Annotated in this window: 18 protein-coding genes; 4 read left to right on the top strand and 14 right to left on the bottom strand. The window is 43.7% G+C overall.

Annotated elements, in window-relative coordinates; genetic code table 11:
- Positions 1 to 30: 30 nt before the first annotated feature.
- From BV902_RS02000 to BV902_RS01935, 14 genes are all read right to left on the bottom strand, one after another.
- Positions 31 to 1,137 carry a glycosyltransferase family 4 protein gene (locus BV902_RS02000; RefSeq protein WP_075990547.1) on the bottom strand — a complete coding sequence of 369 codons (1,107 nt, stop codon included), beginning with the start codon at positions 1,135 to 1,137 and terminating at the stop codon, positions 31 to 33.
- Positions 1,134 to 2,273, bottom strand: coding sequence for a glycosyltransferase family 4 protein (locus tag BV902_RS01995; protein WP_075990546.1), 1,140 nt, complete (start codon positions 2,271 to 2,273; stop codon positions 1,134 to 1,136). The genes BV902_RS02000 and BV902_RS01995 overlap by 4 nt, the downstream gene beginning before the upstream one ends.
- Positions 2,239 to 3,531 carry a hypothetical protein gene (locus tag BV902_RS01990; protein WP_075990545.1) on the bottom strand — a complete coding sequence of 431 codons (1,293 nt, stop codon included), beginning with the start codon at positions 3,529 to 3,531 and terminating at the stop codon, positions 2,239 to 2,241. The genes BV902_RS01995 and BV902_RS01990 overlap by 35 nt, the downstream gene beginning before the upstream one ends.
- A 4-nt stretch (positions 3,532 to 3,535) precedes the next feature.
- Positions 3,536 to 4,534: a glycosyltransferase family 2 protein gene (locus BV902_RS01985; protein WP_075990544.1), complete on the bottom strand. Its 999-nt coding sequence runs from the start codon at positions 4,532 to 4,534 to the stop codon at positions 3,536 to 3,538.
- A gap of 15 nt (positions 4,535 to 4,549) precedes the next feature.
- Positions 4,550 to 5,473, bottom strand: coding sequence for a GT-D fold domain-containing glycosyltransferase (locus tag BV902_RS01980; protein ID WP_157625840.1), 924 nt, complete (start codon positions 5,471 to 5,473; stop codon positions 4,550 to 4,552).
- Entirely contained in the window at positions 5,433 to 6,299 is an 867-nt protein-coding gene (locus BV902_RS01975) for a beta-1,6-N-acetylglucosaminyltransferase (protein WP_237242141.1), read from the bottom strand. The genes BV902_RS01980 and BV902_RS01975 overlap by 41 nt, the downstream gene beginning before the upstream one ends.
- A 31-nt stretch (positions 6,300 to 6,330) precedes the next feature.
- Complete coding sequence (locus tag BV902_RS01970) at positions 6,331 to 7,272, bottom strand: capsular polysaccharide synthesis protein (RefSeq protein ID WP_075994575.1); 942 nt, start codon at positions 7,270 to 7,272, stop codon at positions 6,331 to 6,333.
- Between the two features lie 10 nt (positions 7,273 to 7,282).
- A complete protein-coding gene (locus BV902_RS01965) occupies positions 7,283 to 8,743 on the bottom strand; it encodes a lipopolysaccharide biosynthesis protein (protein WP_075990541.1) in 1,461 nt (486 codons plus the stop codon).
- Positions 8,744 to 8,756: 13 nt separating this feature from the next.
- On the bottom strand, positions 8,757 to 9,644 hold the full coding sequence (locus tag BV902_RS01960) for a polysaccharide pyruvyl transferase family protein (RefSeq protein ID WP_075990540.1): 888 nt from the start codon (positions 9,642 to 9,644) through the stop codon (positions 8,757 to 8,759).
- Positions 9,631 to 10,632, bottom strand: coding sequence for an NAD-dependent epimerase/dehydratase family protein (locus BV902_RS01955; protein WP_075990539.1), 1,002 nt, complete (start codon positions 10,630 to 10,632; stop codon positions 9,631 to 9,633). The genes BV902_RS01960 and BV902_RS01955 overlap by 14 nt, the downstream gene beginning before the upstream one ends.
- Positions 10,633 to 10,648: 16 nt before the next feature.
- Positions 10,649 to 11,797: an MraY family glycosyltransferase gene (locus BV902_RS01950; RefSeq protein WP_237241912.1), complete on the bottom strand. Its 1,149-nt coding sequence runs from the start codon at positions 11,795 to 11,797 to the stop codon at positions 10,649 to 10,651.
- 51 nt (positions 11,798 to 11,848) lie between these two features.
- On the bottom strand, positions 11,849 to 12,355 hold the full coding sequence (locus tag BV902_RS01945; RefSeq protein WP_157625838.1) for a thioredoxin-like domain-containing protein: 507 nt from the start codon (positions 12,353 to 12,355) through the stop codon (positions 11,849 to 11,851).
- Positions 12,356 to 12,386: 31 nt separating this feature from the next.
- Positions 12,387 to 13,586 (bottom strand): OmpA family protein, encoded by a 1,200-nt coding sequence (locus BV902_RS01940; RefSeq protein WP_075994573.1) that lies wholly within the window; start codon positions 13,584 to 13,586, stop codon positions 12,387 to 12,389.
- Positions 13,587 to 14,244: 658 nt separating this feature from the next.
- Positions 14,245 to 14,817: a helix-turn-helix domain-containing protein gene (locus BV902_RS01935; RefSeq protein WP_172840627.1), complete on the bottom strand. Its 573-nt coding sequence runs from the start codon at positions 14,815 to 14,817 to the stop codon at positions 14,245 to 14,247.
- 607 nt (positions 14,818 to 15,424) lie between these two features.
- On the opposite strand from BV902_RS01935, the gene BV902_RS01930 reads away from it, so the two are divergent.
- From BV902_RS01930 to BV902_RS01915, 4 genes are all read left to right on the top strand, one after another.
- Entirely contained in the window at positions 15,425 to 15,613 is a 189-nt protein-coding gene (locus tag BV902_RS01930; protein ID WP_075990536.1) for a hypothetical protein, read from the top strand.
- A 119-nt stretch (positions 15,614 to 15,732) separates the two neighbouring features.
- Positions 15,733 to 17,388, top strand: a complete 1,656-nt coding sequence (locus BV902_RS01925) for a hypothetical protein (RefSeq protein ID WP_083663429.1) — start codon at positions 15,733 to 15,735, stop codon at positions 17,386 to 17,388.
- A gap of 221 nt (positions 17,389 to 17,609) precedes the next feature.
- Positions 17,610 to 17,825 (top strand): hypothetical protein, encoded by a 216-nt coding sequence (locus BV902_RS27510; RefSeq protein ID WP_172840626.1) that lies wholly within the window; start codon positions 17,610 to 17,612, stop codon positions 17,823 to 17,825.
- Between the two features lie 176 nt (positions 17,826 to 18,001).
- Positions 18,002 to 18,916: a hypothetical protein gene (locus BV902_RS01915; protein WP_075990533.1), complete on the top strand. Its 915-nt coding sequence runs from the start codon at positions 18,002 to 18,004 to the stop codon at positions 18,914 to 18,916.
- Positions 18,917 to 18,937: the final 21 nt, after the last annotated feature.

Below are 18,937 nucleotides of genomic sequence, written 5' to 3'. Positions count from 1 at the left end.
ATTATTGCGTTTAACAGTTTATTAATAGTGCTATTGTAAGAGCTTATGAAATAGATCGGTCCAGTTTAATACGAAGGGTTCAACCAGCTTTTCCTTTGCCACGGCATGCAAGAAAGACTCGTCTCCGCCCATAAGTGCGCCCATTTGTGTAGCTAAAGCTTGCGGATCGTCGGGGTCAAAAAACGATACAGACGAACTTCCCGCGGCAGTATCATGCGCATATGGTAAATCGGCCAGTAACATAGGCTTGCCATAAGCGGAAAACTCCGTAATGGGCAGTCCCCAGGACTCCGTTTTTGAAGGAAAAATAAGACAGTCGCTGCTGGCATAGTAAACTTCAAGCTGTTCACGGGTGACGAAGCCCATAAAATCAAGCGATTGTAGATGCCCCCATTTGCGATGAAGCCACTGCGCATATTTATTTTCATCACCCTTCACGGTTAGATGTACTTTAAAGTGCACAAGCCCCTGCTGTTCGAGCAGTGCTGCCGCCTGGCAGATCACTTCAAAGTTCTTGTGACTGTTCGGTGATCCAGCAAACACAAAGGAGTAAAAGCCGGGCTTTTCCTCTTTTTCTAAAACCGACACAGCTTTTGCGGTGACACTAGCTGGAGCTACAATAATTTTAGTCGTGGGTATAGCAAATAGCCGATGAAATGCCTCACGTAACCACTGCTGCTGTACAACCAAATAATTGTTGTGCTGAATATTGGGCCGGTAGATATACTTGCTAAAGAGCGCAAACAGCACAATCTTCGGCGCAAAAAGTAGATCGTGCAACTTCCAACGATAAAAAGGGAACGCATTATGACAGTATACGGCCCGTCGTTCGGCAATGATCGACGGACTGGTATCGTGAAGCGAAAACCAGAGGGAAACGGGACCGATCTGTCTGGATATGGACCGCATCGAGACATATTCATACCATAGGCGATTGACCCAGCGTTTTTTTGGCCACTGCGTTTCGATATATTCAATATTTGGAAAATCGGCCAGTGATTGCTTATATACTAAAGCAATAACCCGATAATTATCTGCTACTGCCATAATCGACAGGCAGGCCAAGCATTCCCTGAGTATGGCCAAAGGTCCGGCCTCCACGAGATTTACCGCTGAGATAACAATCGTCTTTCTCATCGTTTCTCTCCTTTCATTAAGCGCTCAAATAACAAAATCCACTGCCGCATAATCCGTTCTTCATCAAAACTTTCGGCCATTTCCCATGCCACCTGTCCCATCTGCTGTCTCCGTTGCTGATTTTCCATCAGCCGACATGCCTTATCGGCAAAATCCTCCTGATCACCTTCGGCAATTAAAAATCCATTCTTACCCGGTTTGATGATATCACGTGGTCCACACTTGCAGGCATAGGATACCATGGGCAGACCGCAGGCCTGCGCCTCAAGTAAGGCCATCGGCAGCCCTTCGTAGCGGGAGCTCATCAAAGCCAGCGAGCTTTGCATATAAACGTCCATAACATTCTTGACCGGTGCATGAAGCGAAATCTGCTGTTCCAATCCCAACTCATGAATCTGGGCTTCCATTGCTTCTTTCAAAGGGCCCTGCCCATAGATGTCGAGCTTCCAGTCGGGGCATCGCGCATGGATAACCTTCCAGATCGAAATAAGCTGGTCAAATCCCTTCTGATAATCGAACCGCCCGACAGCAATAGCACGCCTTTCGGTAAGGGTAGCCCGCTGCGGCGGTGAAAACGTCTGTGCATTGGGAATAACAACACAATTTTTTAACCCTTTCCAATAAGTCAGGTCTTCATGGGTAAGTACCACAAAGTGGTCGTATTTCCTCGCCAATGCCAGATCCTGGGCTGTGCGCCATGTATTCACTATTTTCCAGAGCCCCTTACGATCGTACTGCAAGCGTTTAAACCTTGAAAAGTGAATTTCCAGGACTTTCTTGCTCCCATCCTTAAGCTCGTGCATGAAACTGACGTCGTGATCAAACATGGAGATCACAATATCGGCCTTTAACTGCATAAGGAATGCTTCAAGCCGCTCCCGGTGGATACGTTGTCGACGCTTATAGGAGAGCATTTTGCGAAAAATCCCTAGGCCATCATCATCGGTATAATTGATACCAAGATCTACATGCCGTATCTGCGGATGCAGCTCAAAATTAGGCTCGCGCGCTTTCTGATCTGTCGTTACAATCGTTAGCTCGTGCCCCAATTTGACCAGATAATTGGCCTTATTGGCCAGTACGCGCTCCATGCCCCCGGCATTATACGTTCCCAAGATTGAATAGACTATTTTCATTTTCGACAGTAGATTTGGAAGTGAACAAAGAGCCCTGCACGCCTTCAACACCATAAAACAGGGCATAAATCAGAAATATATCGGTGGAGACCTTAAACCAGATGATAAAGGAGAATGCCAATAACGAAAGAAACAAAAGTTTATAACGTTTATATCTGGACAGGAATGATAAGGCATTGAATATAAAAAAACTGGCAAAGACACTGAATCCGGCAATGCCACAATAGAGTACAAAACGGCAATAGCCGATGTCGGTGTTGAAGATCCAACCATCAAAAAGGCCTGTACCGATCAGCCAGGTGCGCATATCTTTGGGCCAAACCCACATGTTAGTGCTCAATTTGTCGGTCGAATCGGTACGAAACTCCCCGGTCTCGTAATAATTGAAGAAACCTTCAAAAGCAAAGCGCATATAGCCCCGGAAAAGCTCATTATGTGTATAAAAGTACATGGCCACAAGAATTGAAACCAGCATAAGGATAGAAAGAACGGTAAAAAACCGGACAAACTCCACACGGATAATGCGGTGGAAAAGCCCCGTGGTGAAAAATATGGACAGCAGTCCCATCACTCCGCCAATGGAAGTGGTCCGCGCAATGATGTTGCCCAGAATTAAGATGGCAAAGAAGAGAATCAGTAAGATCACCGTCAGCCACATGGTCCTTTTTTGAAAGAGGTCTCGTGTAAACAATGCGGAAAGCATGATCAACACCAGTGAGAACCGCACGCCGGCATTGTCTAAGGAGGCACCGATGCCATAAAGGCGGTCGACCTCCTGGGCGAAGGCCTGCCCCTGCTCGATGTAGCGATCCACCAGCGATTGCACGGCCGGCGAGCTATCGATCCATATCGCCAGAATACACTGCGCGAGACAAACAGCGGCGAGATAGTAAGTGAGGATATGAAAGTTAGTATACCCATGTACCTGACGGATCGCAAAAACTACCGTATAACCGGCAAGAAGCCATATTGCAAAACTCAGGTAATAGGTGGCATATGCAAAATCGTCTGTGCGGTTGAGGTCAGTTGCAATATAACAAACCAGCGAAAAAACAATAGCTAATCCGGTCGCCGTAAACAGCTGCCGGCTTATTTCGACCCGTCGCGAGCGAAAAAGCTGTGTAAACAGCAGTGGTGCTCCAATACCCGCTAAAATAATTTTCGTATTGACCGCCGGTGGCAAAAATGTAAACCCGAAAGAGAAAAAATAACAACTCACCAACAGGCCGACAAAACAGATCATAAGTACCTTTATCATAGCGTTATTTATAAATGACACCATAAATGAAACGTAGTACAAGCAGGTAGTAGACCCGCACCGCCCAGTATTGCCTTTTGGAAGCGAACCATTGCAACAGGCGCGTATGCGGCGAGGCTGCGCGATTTTGGAGAATATAGCGGTCGGAACTACTAAACCAGTTGGTCCAGCGGATATAGTCCGCTTTTTGCCCCGTGACGAGCAATGGCAATTTGATCGTCAATTTTAGAAAGTCGATCCCAGGACCTATTTCCAGTGCATATTTACTTTCCCGAAGATAGCGCTCGACCTCCAAGATATTCGTTTCAACCTCCCGCATATGCTGCACAGAGAAAGTTTTGCTAATAGACCCCGTATTATCCTGCCGGTAATGGTACAATATGCGGTCCAGCAAACTGATGCGCGCAGCATGGACAAACAATTTTAGCGTGACCAAGAGATCTTCACCCATATTGGCTCCCGGTATAAAACGGATAGCATGATCTTCATACAGCGATCGCCGCACCATGAATAACCAAAGATTCCAGCGCATACGTCCGGCCAACATGGCTTGTATGGCTTCCAAAGGACTCGCACAATAAGGCTGCAGCATCGTACGCTCACTTTTTTCAAAAACAAGGCACCACTGAAAGTACACGATGTCTGCCTGACCACGCTGTACTTCCTTCACACAGCTTTCCACCGCATCGGGCTCCAGACTGTCATCTGCATCGACATAGAGAATAAACTCGCCCGAAGCATGGTTGAGCCCGGTATTACGGGCTTCAGAAACCCCCTTATTTTTAGTATGAGAAATAATTTTAGCTGAAAAACCATCTTGTGCGCCCACCGCATCGGCAAATACCTGTAGCATCGCTAAGCTGAGATCTGCACTGGCATCATTGACACAGATAAATTCAATATGTCCATAGGTCTGCCGACGGAGTGACACTAAAGTCCGTTCGAGGGTCTCCTGTGCGTTGTAGACCGGGGTGATAATGCTGACTAAGGGTAAACTCTTCATTTCGCTTTTGATGGGTTAAAGTGTAAAAATGCGGCTTACAATTTCCTGCTCGTACTGTTGATCTGCCCGATCCTCTTGCCGGTCGCCCCCCTTCACCTCATTGACATATTTGCCAGGGATGGCTACTTTTTTAGATGCTTTCTGCAGAAACCACTCGTACTCGATATCCACATGCCCAATATCCAGTGCACGCAGCCCCAACTGGGAAAGATCATAAGCGAGTACTGTCGCCGTCGGGCCAAGCGCCAGCAACACCAGGTCATAGGCTTCTGCCAGACGCCTTGTCTCCGCAAGCAAGGCATCATAACAGGTAAAGGCCTGTTGAGCCAGGGTAATTATACGGCCTATCGACGCTGCGCCTGAAAACAGATCGTTCCCCACCCCAAGGCGGCTCCTTTCACCTTCCACAATTAAGATATTCTTCTCTTGCCAGAGCCCCTTGAGCCTGGAAAAAAAGCTACCGCTATGGGACTTATCCAGCCAATCGATATAAGGACGGGTCACACAGGCATCGTAATAGGGTCGTGAATAATTCAGATAGGGAATATATTTTCGGTAATGAAACACCACAAATTGACGCCAGAAAAAACTGCCCTGCGCATTAAGATGCTTCACCGAGCGTAAGCCAAAGGGGATACAGATCATACAACACGCACTGTTGCTGCTCAGAATAGCACGGAGTCGCTGTGATAGCCTCTCGTCCATATTCTGGAAACCCAGGTGTTCGGTCTGATTAATCATATGGAATTCGCCATCGCCGAATCGGGCCATCGAAAGATTGGAATGGAGCAGCTTTTCCAGCGTCTCTTCATTGGTATGAATTTTTGGAAAGGGCAACAACAACCTGAAGAGCCTGTATCTAATCGTTAAGTAGCAGCGTCGTAGTATATTCATAAGGTTAATTTGAAGTGGAAGTCTGTTTAGCTCGCACCTTTTCAACTATTCGTTCGACAAGTTCCATATCCCTCCCGCTGAACTTGCGGGCAAACAATAGATCGGAAGCAATCAGGCGATTGAAATCGGCATTCGTCCATTCGGTCAGCTCGCCATTGTGCCAGCCGATCATACGCTGGCAATCGTGATATTCGCTATCCGTATGATGCCGCTTCAACCGAAAACTGGAATTCCAGCAGAGTGTCTGTATAAAGATTTCATCGCTGCAGAAGGTGTTTTGATACATCTTGAGCACCGCACTTTTGTGGGCCAATACATAGCGGACAAATGCGTCGGTCAGGCTGACCCATTGGGTTCCTTTCTTGAAGTCTACATCTCGATTGCGACGGAGCCTAAACAGGCATTGAAAGCGTAAACTAAGGGCACGTGCAGCACGGTACCAATAGGCAAAAATTCCCTTGCCTGCTCTAAATCTGCTGGGGTACAGATGTGTCCGCCGTACTTTTCGGTCGATCTCCTTTTCACAATCCCCTTTCTGGAAACCGATAAATTCCTGTCCTTGATGTGCAGCAAAAAAAGCATGAATCTCGTCCTGACTTTTAAGTGGAAGATCGACACCGGACAATAAATGGTAGTAAGCGTATTTCTGCCGCTTTGCAGCGGCTTCAAAAAGCTGATATTCTGCCGCCACCACAGAAACGTCCCCCCAACGCACGTCGACACGTTCTTTCAGGAGGTATAGCGTCGCATGATGCGTTGCCAGCTTGGGCAACTGCGCTACTTTTTTATCAAAATGTATGTATATGTCGTTACGTTTATCATCCAGGCACAACAGAAGGGTATGGAGCACCTCAAACTCGGTATGCGCCATAATGAGGTAAGCATGTTTTAAGCTGTCCATATTATATACCCTTATCCTTTCCTGCGGGAGTTTCCGCTTGAGTCTGGCTCAGGATCTGCTTGAGATGCGCGATGGTAGCATCGGGAAAATAGGTCAGCTTGTGGATGCTGGTCCGCAAAAAAATATCGGCGTAAGCGACCGGGTAATTGCCTCCGGACAGCTTGTTCTGTAAAAGATGGGGTTCAACATCACTGATACGAAGGCCCTGCTCAGAAGATTTTTCAACGGGCAGCAACTGCTCGTGCAAGATCTGAAAAAAGAAGTAATCGAGCGCGCCATCTGCCGCTTTCCAGTAATTGAAAAGCAGATGACATAGCTGGCCGAGCAGGGCATATCCCTTCTTTGCGAAAATAATACTGTTGAGCATTTTTACCTTATAGTCTTCATGCCAGCCCCAGTAGTAGGCGTAGCTATTTTTCCAATAGTCGGCATAGGGTTCCTGCGCATCTCTCTGGTAGACGAAATAGTCCTGTTCACATAATTGAACCGGTAACTGATCGCTCAACAAAATTGTGGCATCGAGCCATACACCCCCATAGACATACAATAGCGCCAGCCGGATAATGTCCGAAAAAAAAGTCCGACTGATAATATCCGCCTTTCTTTTTGACCATATAAAATCGGGTATATCGAGATAGTCTGCCAAAGTATGATCATCTACACGGATGACGGTATAATCAGCCCGGTAGGTATCGACCGACTGAAAGCAGATTTTGACGACATCCGGCAGTCGATCCGATTGTATACCTTGCCCCCAATATTGCCAAATGACTTTATTTACAGGTAGATCTTTTTTTGGCTGAAGTGGAAAATATTCGAGCTGACCTGCCTGCTCCCGCGCGATCATCTGATCCCAAAACGCGGCAACCTTACGGTGTTTTCGCAAGATCTTCTGTTCACGGAGCATACTCCAGGCTGTTTTTACGATCGACTTCTTCATCATTAGGTTGCTATTATTTGTAACTTGATATTTTTTTCCATGCACTGTTGAGTACGCCGCTAAAAAACCGGAATTCCTCGAGTTGAATAAGCCAGCATATCGTCGCAAATCCTACGATGTAGGTGGACAAAACCAGTAGCGCTTCCATCACGTCCGTAAGCTCATACGGAAGCAGCCCAGTACCCCACCATACGGCGAATCCAAGTGCACAGGATATGAAAATACTAGGGAGCAGATCATACAGCTGTTGGCGCATCGAATAATCGAGAAATCTGGCCGTATAATGGGTATTGATACATAGGGAAGCAACAGAAACGGCAACCTGCCCCCATATTAAACCGTACACCCCATACCTTAAGCCCAGTACAACAGCAATCACGATACATATTTTTTTAATGATTTCGAGCTTTAGATAAAGGTCTGAACGGCCTTTGACCTGCAATACATTTAGATTATAGTTATGAATAGGCTGAAAAAGTGCACCCAATGCCATCAGCTGAAAATACGGGACAGCCGGCAACCATTTCGCACCGAGCAAGAGCCGGATAATAGGTTCGGCCGCAATAACCATCAGCGAAATCGTAGGTGCGATAATAAAAATCACCAGCTTGAGAACACGCCTGTAGGCATGGCGTAATTGCTGATTATCTGTGCTAAACTTAGCAAATAAGGGATAGGTAACCTTGTTCAATGCCGTTGAAATATTATTGACAGGTAAGTTTTTCAGTGACTCTGCTCGATTATAATAACCCAACGTTGTTTCCGAAAATCGCTTTCCGATCACAATGGAATACACATTATTGAAAATCACATTGAGCAGCGCAGAGAGCGTAAGCCTAAATCCAAAAGCAAAATGATAGTTAAATTTTTCCCGGTCAAATGTAAACGTAGGCCGCCAGTCACTGTAAAACCAGTATTGAAGGGTATATAGGAGATTTTGAAGCAAGGCGGAATAAACCAATGACCAGACCCCCATTCCTGCCAGCGCAAAGCCAATACCGGCAATTCCTCCGGCAATAACTGAAGGCAGACGAACTTTGAAGGTGGTCTTAAAATCCAATTTTTTATCAAAAAGAACCGCTTGCACATGCACAAAGCTATCGATGATCAGCACAATACTATAAACGCGAATAATGGGCGCCAGGATGGGTAGCTTATAGAACTGGCCAATCCAGGGAGCGGTTATAAATACAATAAGGTACAACAGGACTGTCGTAGCCATGTTAAACCAGAAGACGGTGGATAAATCGCGTTCATCTACCGATTGTGTACGTACCAGGCTGCTGCTCATGCCCCCGTTGATCAGGACGGATGAAATATTAATGACCACATTGAATAAAGCAATCGTCCCGAAATCTGCCGGCATCAACAGGCGGGCCAATACCAGGTTGACCACAAATGAGACTAGCTGAACCCCAAATTGGTCCATAAATACCCAGATTGCTCCTTTCGCGACTTGTTTTTTTAACTCCATCTGAAATCGGTAATTAAGCCAATTGCTTGGTTAGTGCCTGGTACTTTGGTTGTAAAGGAAGAGGGAAAGCAGCTAAAAGCCTGCGCTGCAGATCGTCAAGATCAGCTTGGCAGTTCGCCTTGTCCCAATGGGACGCAAACAAGCTCATCCACCCTTCTTCACTGGCCAAAATGTCATCCAGCTGCTCAAATCCCTGATAGGAAGGGATACCAACAGAGCTAAAATAATCGTCAAACTTAAATCCGTCGGTATCGATATAGCCCATTTTAATCCACAATGCCGGTATTCCGTAGGCATGGGCTACGATAAGGCCATGAAGGGAGGATGAAAGGATATATGCACAGTCCGTAATCTCGTGGACAATACGCTCAACATCGGCCGTTCGAAAATCGATCAGATTAGTATCCGGTCCAAACTTCTCCCGAAAAGTATCCACCTCTTTCCAATGCGGAATAACACCGAGCTGCTTCGTTTTTCTTTCCTTGCCACGAATCCAAAGGGGGAGCAACAAGGCTGGATCACCGAAGGTAGTACAAGGAGGAAAGCCCATAGCCTCCAGCTTTTGACTGGTATACTTTCCGCGAACAGCATAAATGCGCCCCCCTCCAAAAGGATCGTCGGCATTCATAAATCCCGCGCCCCAAACCGATGATTTACTATTCCCCCAGCGAATGACTGATCCTACCGCAATCAAGGATGATTGAGAAGGCCAAAGAATGCTACGAACGCCCGAAAAACGAAAACGTAAAAACTTCCTACATAGGTTCTTTAAACGGTCAATGGCGGAAGGATCCCAGCTTTTGTACTGCACAGGAAGACCTGTCAACTCTTCGATCAATCGGGGGCTTAGCGCATCCCCAAAATTTTTCCCGTCCCAATAGATCAAGTTAACTGTTTTCATAACTCGCAATTTGGCTGTTGATTTTAATGTAAGCTGAAAAATCGCTTTCAAGAGTACGAAGGAGCCCTTCCTGCAAAAGAAATGGTGGCTGAAATCCACTCGCCATAGCTTTCGACGAATCATACTGTGTGACAGCGCAAAATTTGCGGACACGAACGGAACTAATCGCAAACTTGCGGCGAAGAATAAAAGCCAGCGCATCAAAAGCGTAGCCGCCCAAGAGGCCAAGTGCATAAGGTATGCGTAGCGTAGGAATATTTTTACCTAACACTTTACCTGTATAATACACCAAATCATTGGTGGTTAGATCGGGCTTATCGCCATAATTATACAGATCGAACCCCATGGATTCTTCCGAAATTAGATAGGCAATGAAAGCAACAATATTGCCGATGTAAGACATGGACTTTTGATTGTTCCCTTTACCGATCATCATAAATCGGCCGGAGGCGATCTGCTGCAACAGGTTATATACATTGCCACGATTGCCCTCGCCAAAAATCACCGTAGGCCGGATCACCTGGATGTTCCAATCGGCATGGCTTGCGTACCAATTTTCCAGAACCTTTTCGGCCTGTAGCTTGCTCTCGCCATAGGCATTGAAAGGAGCTACCGCCGTAGCCTCATTCGGATTCTCTTTTCCTAATCCATACACAGCAACAGAACTTGTAAATACAATGCGCGTAATGGAATTGGCTTCCATGGCGTATAGGGTATTTTCCATCCCCTTCACGTTGACCTCATAATATTTTGATAGGGGGGTAACGTCATCCCGATGCTCTGCCGCCAGTAGTACTACCTGGTGTACTCCCTGAAGAAGACCACACAAAGCATCCCGATCCAGCACATTCCCGATTCGGGTAAGCTTGGGATATTTTTCACTTATTACTTTATCTATAATCACGACTTCGTGATCTGTGGTATAAAGCAGTAGTTCGGTCAGTCTCGTTCCCAAGAAACCTGACCCACCAATTAGGGCTATTTTCATCTTTAATGTTTACTTGCTATAGATTGATAAATAATTGCAGTCTAGCGATGAGCTGTCTTTTTTCCAGTAAATTGAACAGGTAATGAAAGCCACCCCAAAAGAGCAGATCGATCAGCACAACCAGGTTGTTACTGACGTACTGTACTGCTAGGATGTTAAATAAGCAGAAAAGCAGCGTCATCAGGAGGATAAAAATGAGGGCACTATGGCGACTCAATCCCGCCCGCAGCAATTTGTGATGAAGGTGATTGCGATCGGGTTTAAAGATCGGCTTACCGGTACGCCAACGTACAAACATCACCCGAGCCACATCCAGTACCGGCACGATCAAGGTCGAAAAGGCGACCACAATGGCTCCTTCCGAAAAAGGTTTGATAAAATGATTGTTCATAGCGAAACTGACCACCAGAAAAGCAATGGAAAACCCCAGCGTCATACTTCCGGTATCGCCCATAAATATGCGCCGCCTGCGCCGTACCGTTCCAAAAACGTTGAAATAGAAGAAAGGAAGTAGCACGGCAACGGTGATAAACGCAAAAATTGCATGTAGCCAAGCGCCATAATAGGAGAAAAGAATTCCCAAAACAGCCAACCCTATCGTCACCACACCGGAACATAGACCATCTATCCCATCAATCAGATTAATGGCATTGATAATCAGTACTACAACAAATACCGTAAATGGCATTCCTATCCAGGCCGGAATGCTAATAATAAAGCCCAGCCCATATAGGTCATTAATCCAGACACCACTAAGTGGTAGGAGGCAGCCTACCATAATCTGGGCGACAAATTTCCATTTGTAACTGACCCCGATCAGGTCGTCGCCGATACCGATCATAAATAGGATAACAAGACCGCATACCAATAAAGCCATACTTGGCAGGATGATCCAAGAAGCTACCTGTAGATCGACATTGCCGATATTGAGCTTATACAGACTGACAAAAGTGATGACAAGTATACAGCACTGAATAGGCGCAAAAGCTACACCCCCAAGCCTGGGGATGATATGCTGGTGCAATTTTCGCGAATCTACGGGATCAAACAAACGTTTTCTGTAAGAAATCAGCAAGATATAGGGGAGCATCCCCCAGCTCAATAGCATGGCACAAAGAAAAGGCAAAAGCACAGCCCCATACTTCATCAACTCCAAACTGTTCATGGTTATCTAAATCTATTGTTATAAAAATTCTAGGTCAATGCCCGTTTATATCTAATTTTCAAGGAGATTAATCAGCGAATCATGACTCACCGCCATTTTAACCAGCTCGTTCTTATCATCCAATAAGACCAGCCGAGGAAAGGAATTGATCCCAAAATAGGATTTCATACGAGTTTCCCCTTTAATATCGAATCCATTGATCCAGCGGGATGGAATATGCTTCTGATATGTACTCCAAAAACTTAGATCGCCAGAGGCACAGATAGCCAGTACATTTACCTTGCCCGATGCGATTAAATGCGCCAAAGGCACAGATTGCTTCATGGCAACAACTTCCTGCTGACTTTCCGTAGCGGCAGGATCATAAAATAACAGAAGCTTGTACTTTCCCCTAATATCTTTCAGCAAGTGCCTTGTACCTTCAATGTCTATAAATTCATACGCTGCTGGTGAAGCTTTCAATTTTCCCTGCTGCTTATCAGGATAACGGCCATTGCCCTGACAGGCGAACAAGGAAATTGAAAGCATACAAGCGAGATATAAATAGATTGACTTCATTTGAATAGATATAGGCTACTTTAGAAACAGATTATTTGGCTATGGTAATGACTGCGCGGCTTAGACGTGGATCATCGTAGTACATATTCTCGACACCTCCTTCATACCCCAACTCAAGCTGCTGCGGTGACACATTAAACTCTTGCACCAACACATCAAAAATAGCCTTCGCACGCTCACGGCTCAGACGATCGTTAATGGCTTTAGTACCTGTCCCCTTGTCTGCATAGCCCGTCACTTTATACGTAATATTTTTATTCCCAGCCTGAATCACTTTCGCAAAAAAGCCTAAGTTGACACGGGCTTCGTTGCTCACAACACTTTGATTGATCGGGAAGGTAACGAGTATAGGTGCAGCCAATATTTTTTCCTCCACCCGGATATCGGTAATGGTTTTGCCTTGCGATGAAGCCAATTGTGCTTTTAACGATTCGTTGTCTTCAGAAAGCTTGCGTACCCTTTCGCGCAGACTATTTAAAAGTTCATCACTGTAAGTGATCACAACAGCGCTCGGTTTTTTCCAGCCCCGCTTTTTGAACTTGTACGTCAGTCCAAGTGCAGCACTGAGATTTCCGTCTTGACTACGGTTACCGGTTTCACCATCAAATCGATCGTTTACCATAGCTCCGCGCACGTCAAACGTAAGATCAAGGGCATCACTGAGCCTAAAACTGTTATATATACCAATGTTGGCGCTTACTTCTTTTTGAGAAGGGACATCGTTTGTAACCATCCAGCCCAATCCTAGGTAAGGACTGATGTTATAAAAACGATCTTCTTTGTAGCCTGAGAAGATATTGGATAAATTGAATAATACATCTCCATGGATGTGGAAATAATTAAATTCCTGATTGTATAGCCAATATCCATCCCAAGGTTTTCCTGCATACTGAACGCCGGTGGAATGGCTTCCATTTTGTGTCAGTCCTTTCACTTTAAAGCCCGTAACACCTGCCCTTACTCCAATTCCTGGGCTAAACCATTTGCCAAGGTTGAATTCAAAACTAGGTGTCAGCCGTTCGGAAAATTTCATTTGCTTATCGTGATCACCAAAATAAATTTGGGCGCCAGCGCCGGCATTAATATACCAGTTGTCCCAGAAGCGGTTTGTTTCGATCTGATAGCGATCTTTAGATACGGAGACTACCGTATCTGGCTTTACATCAATTTGCTGGCACAGGGCAACCTTGGCGCCCGCGACAGCTAAAAGCATTAAGAGTGTCTTTTTCAAAATCATCTTCGGTCAAAATAGTTGTTTAATAATAGTTGATAATATTGCTTTGTTATTCTCAACAAAATTGGCCAAAACAAACTTTTAATGCGCTATAGCGTCTAATACCTATGACTTTCCATTTTCAGAAAAAATGAAGGGAACAAGGTTTAATTTAAAGGAAATCATGTATTAAACACCGGATTGAAGAAATTTGAAACATATATTTACCTATTAGCAAAGACATTTTTTCCTTTAATGGAAATCAAATTTCGGCCAGTGGTAAGCCTCTAAAATAGCTAAAAATCATAACACACTCAAAATGTAGCGATTAAGCTACAAAATAGAAACCAACTCCATGTCGCGTAATTCTTTAATTCACCAAATAGAACTAGATTAGCGAATAGATTTCCGCTAACTATAACGTATGGTTAAAAAAGAAGAACCAAATCATCTCCTTATCCCCATTGTTAAAATAGAATAACGACATATATTGTGATATCTGATAGTTCGGATGCCGCTTAATTGAGTGTACTAATAGGAATATTAAAAAGAATCGAGTACCTAGAATGTGCTCTATTTTTCAATAGCGGAGAATAGAAGTAATATGTATTACAGAGAATAAAACTTTAAAAGCTACAGTAAAGAAGAGAGAAATCTTTAAATGCGCGGTGAGCCACTATAATGACATGCGCAAACGTTGAAAATATTCCGAGGGCGGAATACCCTTTACCGCTTTGAATACAGAAGAGAATTTGCTAATGCTTGAAAAGCCGGCCTTTTCGGCCAAAACAGAGAATTTGACGTTAAGCAGATCCGGATCACGTTCGACACAATGAATCAAATATTCAATACGAGCCTGCTGTATATAATTATTAAAATCCAGCCCAACGTAACGATTTAAAATATAAGATACATACCGCTGGTTGGTCCCTAACAAATCAGCGAGATCTTGCAAGCTGACGCCTTTTTTTAGGAAAAACCGGGCAGCCTGCGCTTTCTCAAACTGCTCAACCAAGCGGTCTTCCGTCACCTTACTCATGAGAACTTCTGTGCGCTTGAGCTCGTCTCTCACACATGTTATCTCTGGTTCTTTGCTGTTGTCCATAACATTTTCGTCAACCAGTGGAATAGAACTCCTATTAAGGTTTTGCCGAGATTGCTTATAGCGTAGTACAAAAAATATCAACAACATAAAGTTCACCACTGAAAGAATACAGTTAATCAGCGTAAATAAGTCGTTATAATCCATTTCCAAGTTCATTTTCTACTATCAATTTGGCTTGTAATTAGCTCATCAGTTGGCTCTTGTTCTAGCAACTTAGAGCACCCATAATAATATAGACGATACTAATTTGCATTAAAAAGGTATTACCGGTATGCTTTATTTCGTTTACAAGTAGTTTTGTAGTAGTGCCACTACTACTTTGTAGCGGAACAGCCACAGAATAAAGATCTTCTCTTACTTTCGACACAAGCATGAATGAATAATTTTTATTTAAACATTTTTTTCTTGTTTCTCATGCAAATAGTTTAATCAATAAAACTAAGTAGGCCGTCAATGTTTAATTGCCTATCTAGCTAGCCTTAAGTACCAAATTCTTATTAACTCCATCCATATTTCGGTTAACGACAATTAAATTCAAATACGCAATTATAGTTAAAGATGCTTATTGAAATAACAAAATCTAATTTTCATTTTGTAGCTGTTCCGCTACAACTTGTGGCCGATCCGTTATTTAAATAATTAAAAACATTGATTATCAGCCATTCCAAAAAACATATTAATACTTTCGTAAGCAATAACGGCCATTTTACTACAGAGCGATAAGCTAACGATCATTTTAAATTTTTTAATAATGAAAAGAAAATTAACACGTAAACCTTACAGTGCTCCCAACCTGTCTATTTTGGCTATTGACATGGAGCAAGGTATTGCGGCAACTTCCGTAGGAACAATTAATCCTGGGAGTTCTTCCACACCAAACAACCCTAAAGTCGAGGACTGGACCGATAAAGGCAATAACAGCAAAGATTTTGATATATAAAATGTCGTATCGCAAAACGATAGAAAAATAAGAGTATCAATAATCGCGTTTAAACATTCAAATGAAATACAACACTTATGTCATTACAGAACATATTTAAAGCATATAAACCTCTGCTCATGCTAGGCATAGCAGCGGCATTTTTTTCCTGCTCATCAAAAGAAGAGCAGACTCCATCAGTTAAAGGAGCCATATTAAATGTAGGCGTCAAAGGTATTGAAGAGGTCGTTTCGAGCAACTTGGCTGTAGCCGCAACAAAAGCTGCGGCGAATGACAACACAAGCACATCTGCACAGCCCATTGTCTCGCTGGGTGATGTAGACGCATTAATCAATACCGAAGAAGCAAGTATAGCGGCACAGCAAACATCGACTGTGATTCAGACAGCAGCTAATGCGACAAGCAAGGCAACTACAAATGGATTAAAGGCTGCCGCTTCCATTATGGATACAGGCGTAAAATTTCGCTTAGTAATATACGACAATACTAATACATTAGTCTATAATCAGGAAGTTACTTCTGGCGTAAATCCACAGATCGAGCTTGTCGCATACAAACCCTACACTTGGTATGCCGTATCCTTGAATCAAAAAAATAGCAGTATGCCTAATGTTCCGAGCTCGGGTATCATCGCCCGTTCGAGCCTTGAAAATAAAGATGTTCTGTATGCATCGGGCAGTTTCAATGCACTCGATGGCGCAAATTATCTTGACATCATATTCAAACGGATGACTTCACGCATTCAAGCAAAATTGAACGTTCGTGGTCTTTTTGGCACGATTGAGAACAGCACAAGTATGTCATTGGTAAAAGGAAGCAGCAATACGACGGTGTTGCAAATGGGCGACTTTAATATATTGACCGGACAATTTACTAATGTGGTTGACGTGAATAGTGCAGTCTTGGCTTCAGCAATGGTCGAAGATAGCGGCAACCCAACAGGGACTGTAAAAATTGCCAATTTTTTCACCTTAAATACCAATGCTATCGCAGCTAATAGCTTAAAGATTAAATTTAACACCTTAAAAGTCACATTAGACGATGCTCGCATACGTACATTCAATGCAAATACATACACTTTCCCAAATGCATATACCCCAACGATTGGGTCCACCTACTCGATGAGTATCCGACTGATCGAATCGCCTGTTAAAGTGAAGGGCGTATTGTGGGCACGATCAAACTTGATCTATGATGCATCCCACACAGACAGCTACCGGTTAAAATCGAATCCCGGTGGATCAACCGCTGCTACGAAAGATACAGAATTCTGGAACTGGAAATCCGCCACTCCGACAGGGGCTTCCGGTAACACCGATCCATGTCTTTCGGTTTATCCAGCTGGCACCTGGCGAATGTCTACGAAACAAGAATGGGAATCCATTGGTCAACCTGATGATAAAAAAGAAATTTTAGGGCTTCTTTGGGGCGCGCAATATGCCTATATATGGAATCGTGACAGTGATAACCCTGCAAATGCCGCTTATGACGACAACAATCTCACGCTATCCTTCGGAGGGTACCGTACCAAAGCATCCTCTCTTGGCGGAAGCTCTGTATCTGGAAGCCCTGCTGGTATTTTACTGGGTGCATTGGCTGCTGGTGAATGCCATTATTGGACTTCAAATAATTACGATACAAACACAGCCTATGCCGTTAAATCTTCCTTTACTCGATTGGCTTGGCTTTTCTCTTGGGGAAATGTTACTTATCCTAACTTGGATAAAATGGAAGGAAGAAATATTCGTTGTGTAAGACAAGTTGTCAATAATTAAAAACTAAATCAAAAAACTGGGTAGCCAAAAGCTTAATGGCTATCCAGTCTATTATATCCAAATTAATATTCCTCTCATTAAAAAGTCATAACAATCTTAAACTTAATAATACAAATTCATTAGAGCTATTTTCTGTTATTATATTTTCTTTAAAAGAAACTTTAAGGCTTTTTAAACAAAATAATAAAACAAAAGACACATATTATCCTAAACTTATCAACATGCAGAGTAAACGCAAAAAAGAAGATCATAATGCTGCGAAGCCCCCATTCAAAGAAAGGCTTCAGATGGCAGTGGCCAGTATATTAGAAGGTAGGTTATTTATTGAAGAAGCTGTAGAAAAATACGAAATACTCCCTTCTAGTATCATTCAAGAATTAAGAAGGATACAGAAGCTCAAAAAAAGCACGACCTTATCGGATAAGAAAAGTAAATGAGTCCATTAGTTTAGAAAATCTGTCACAATCTATGGCATAACAAATTGATCAGACGATCTTTTTATGAAACTTTTGATTTTGTTTTGTAATTTGCCCGTAGGTTGAATTTGTTATGCCTTCATACAACCGATTTTATCAATATACTTAACGACGAATTTCATTTTTACATTGCATTTATGGAGATACCGGAACTATTAACATTATCCCAGACACGCTACCGCATCGCGGAATTAATACTGGAGTTTAATCATCCTGCAGATTATCCGCTAGCCCAGCTTCTTCCTTCGTTTCGCGACTTCCAATGGCTAAACCCCACCGAAAAAACAGACATTAGTATCACTTTCAGTGTAGCAAAAGCACCGATACCTGAGGATATGGGTATACTTCGGACAGACGAGTCCATTGCATGGGGAGATCGATTTCGCTTTTATGAAAAAGAGGATACTTTCATCACAACAATCAGCAACGAACAGGGCAATGGGATCTGGTACCTCCAAAGTGACCGCAACTTTGAACGTTCTTTACTTTATGTTCCTGCAAGCACAGCGGATGAACAGGGCGGCGTTATTACCTGGATGGCAATGATGATCTTTGGGCAAGCCAGCCTACTGCATAACACCATCATGATCCACGCTTCTGTTGCAAACCACGCCGGCAGAGGTGTCGCATTTTTAGGCAAGAGCGGTACCGGTAAGAGTACACATAGCCGCCTTTGGTTAAAACATATCCCAAACACCTCTTTACTCAACGACGATAATCCAGCTATTCGAATAAGCGATGAAGGTATATTAATTTATGGAACACCTTGGAGCGGCAAGACGCCGTGTTATAAAAATGAACAACTGCCCTTACAAGGATTCGTTCGCTTGCAACAGGCTCCTAAGAATGAGTTCGAATGGCAAACTGGACTTAAAGGCTTTATCGCTGTATTGCCGAGCTGTACTTCCATCCGGTGGAACAAGGAATTATTTTCCAACATGAATACTATTCTTGAAAAAATCATCGCTCAGGTTCCTGTTGGCTACTTAAAATGTTTGCCGGATGCTGCCGCAGCAGAACTGTGCCATTCTTATCTTTTTTCGAACGAATAAAAGGGATCAGATTCGTACTTT

Source organism: Sphingobacterium sp. B29 (assembly GCF_001952815.1).
GTDB lineage: Bacteria > Bacteroidota > Bacteroidia > Sphingobacteriales > Sphingobacteriaceae > Sphingobacterium > Sphingobacterium siyangense.
Note: the sequence above shows the minus strand (reverse complement) of the source record. Positions and strands in the feature narration are given on the sequence as shown.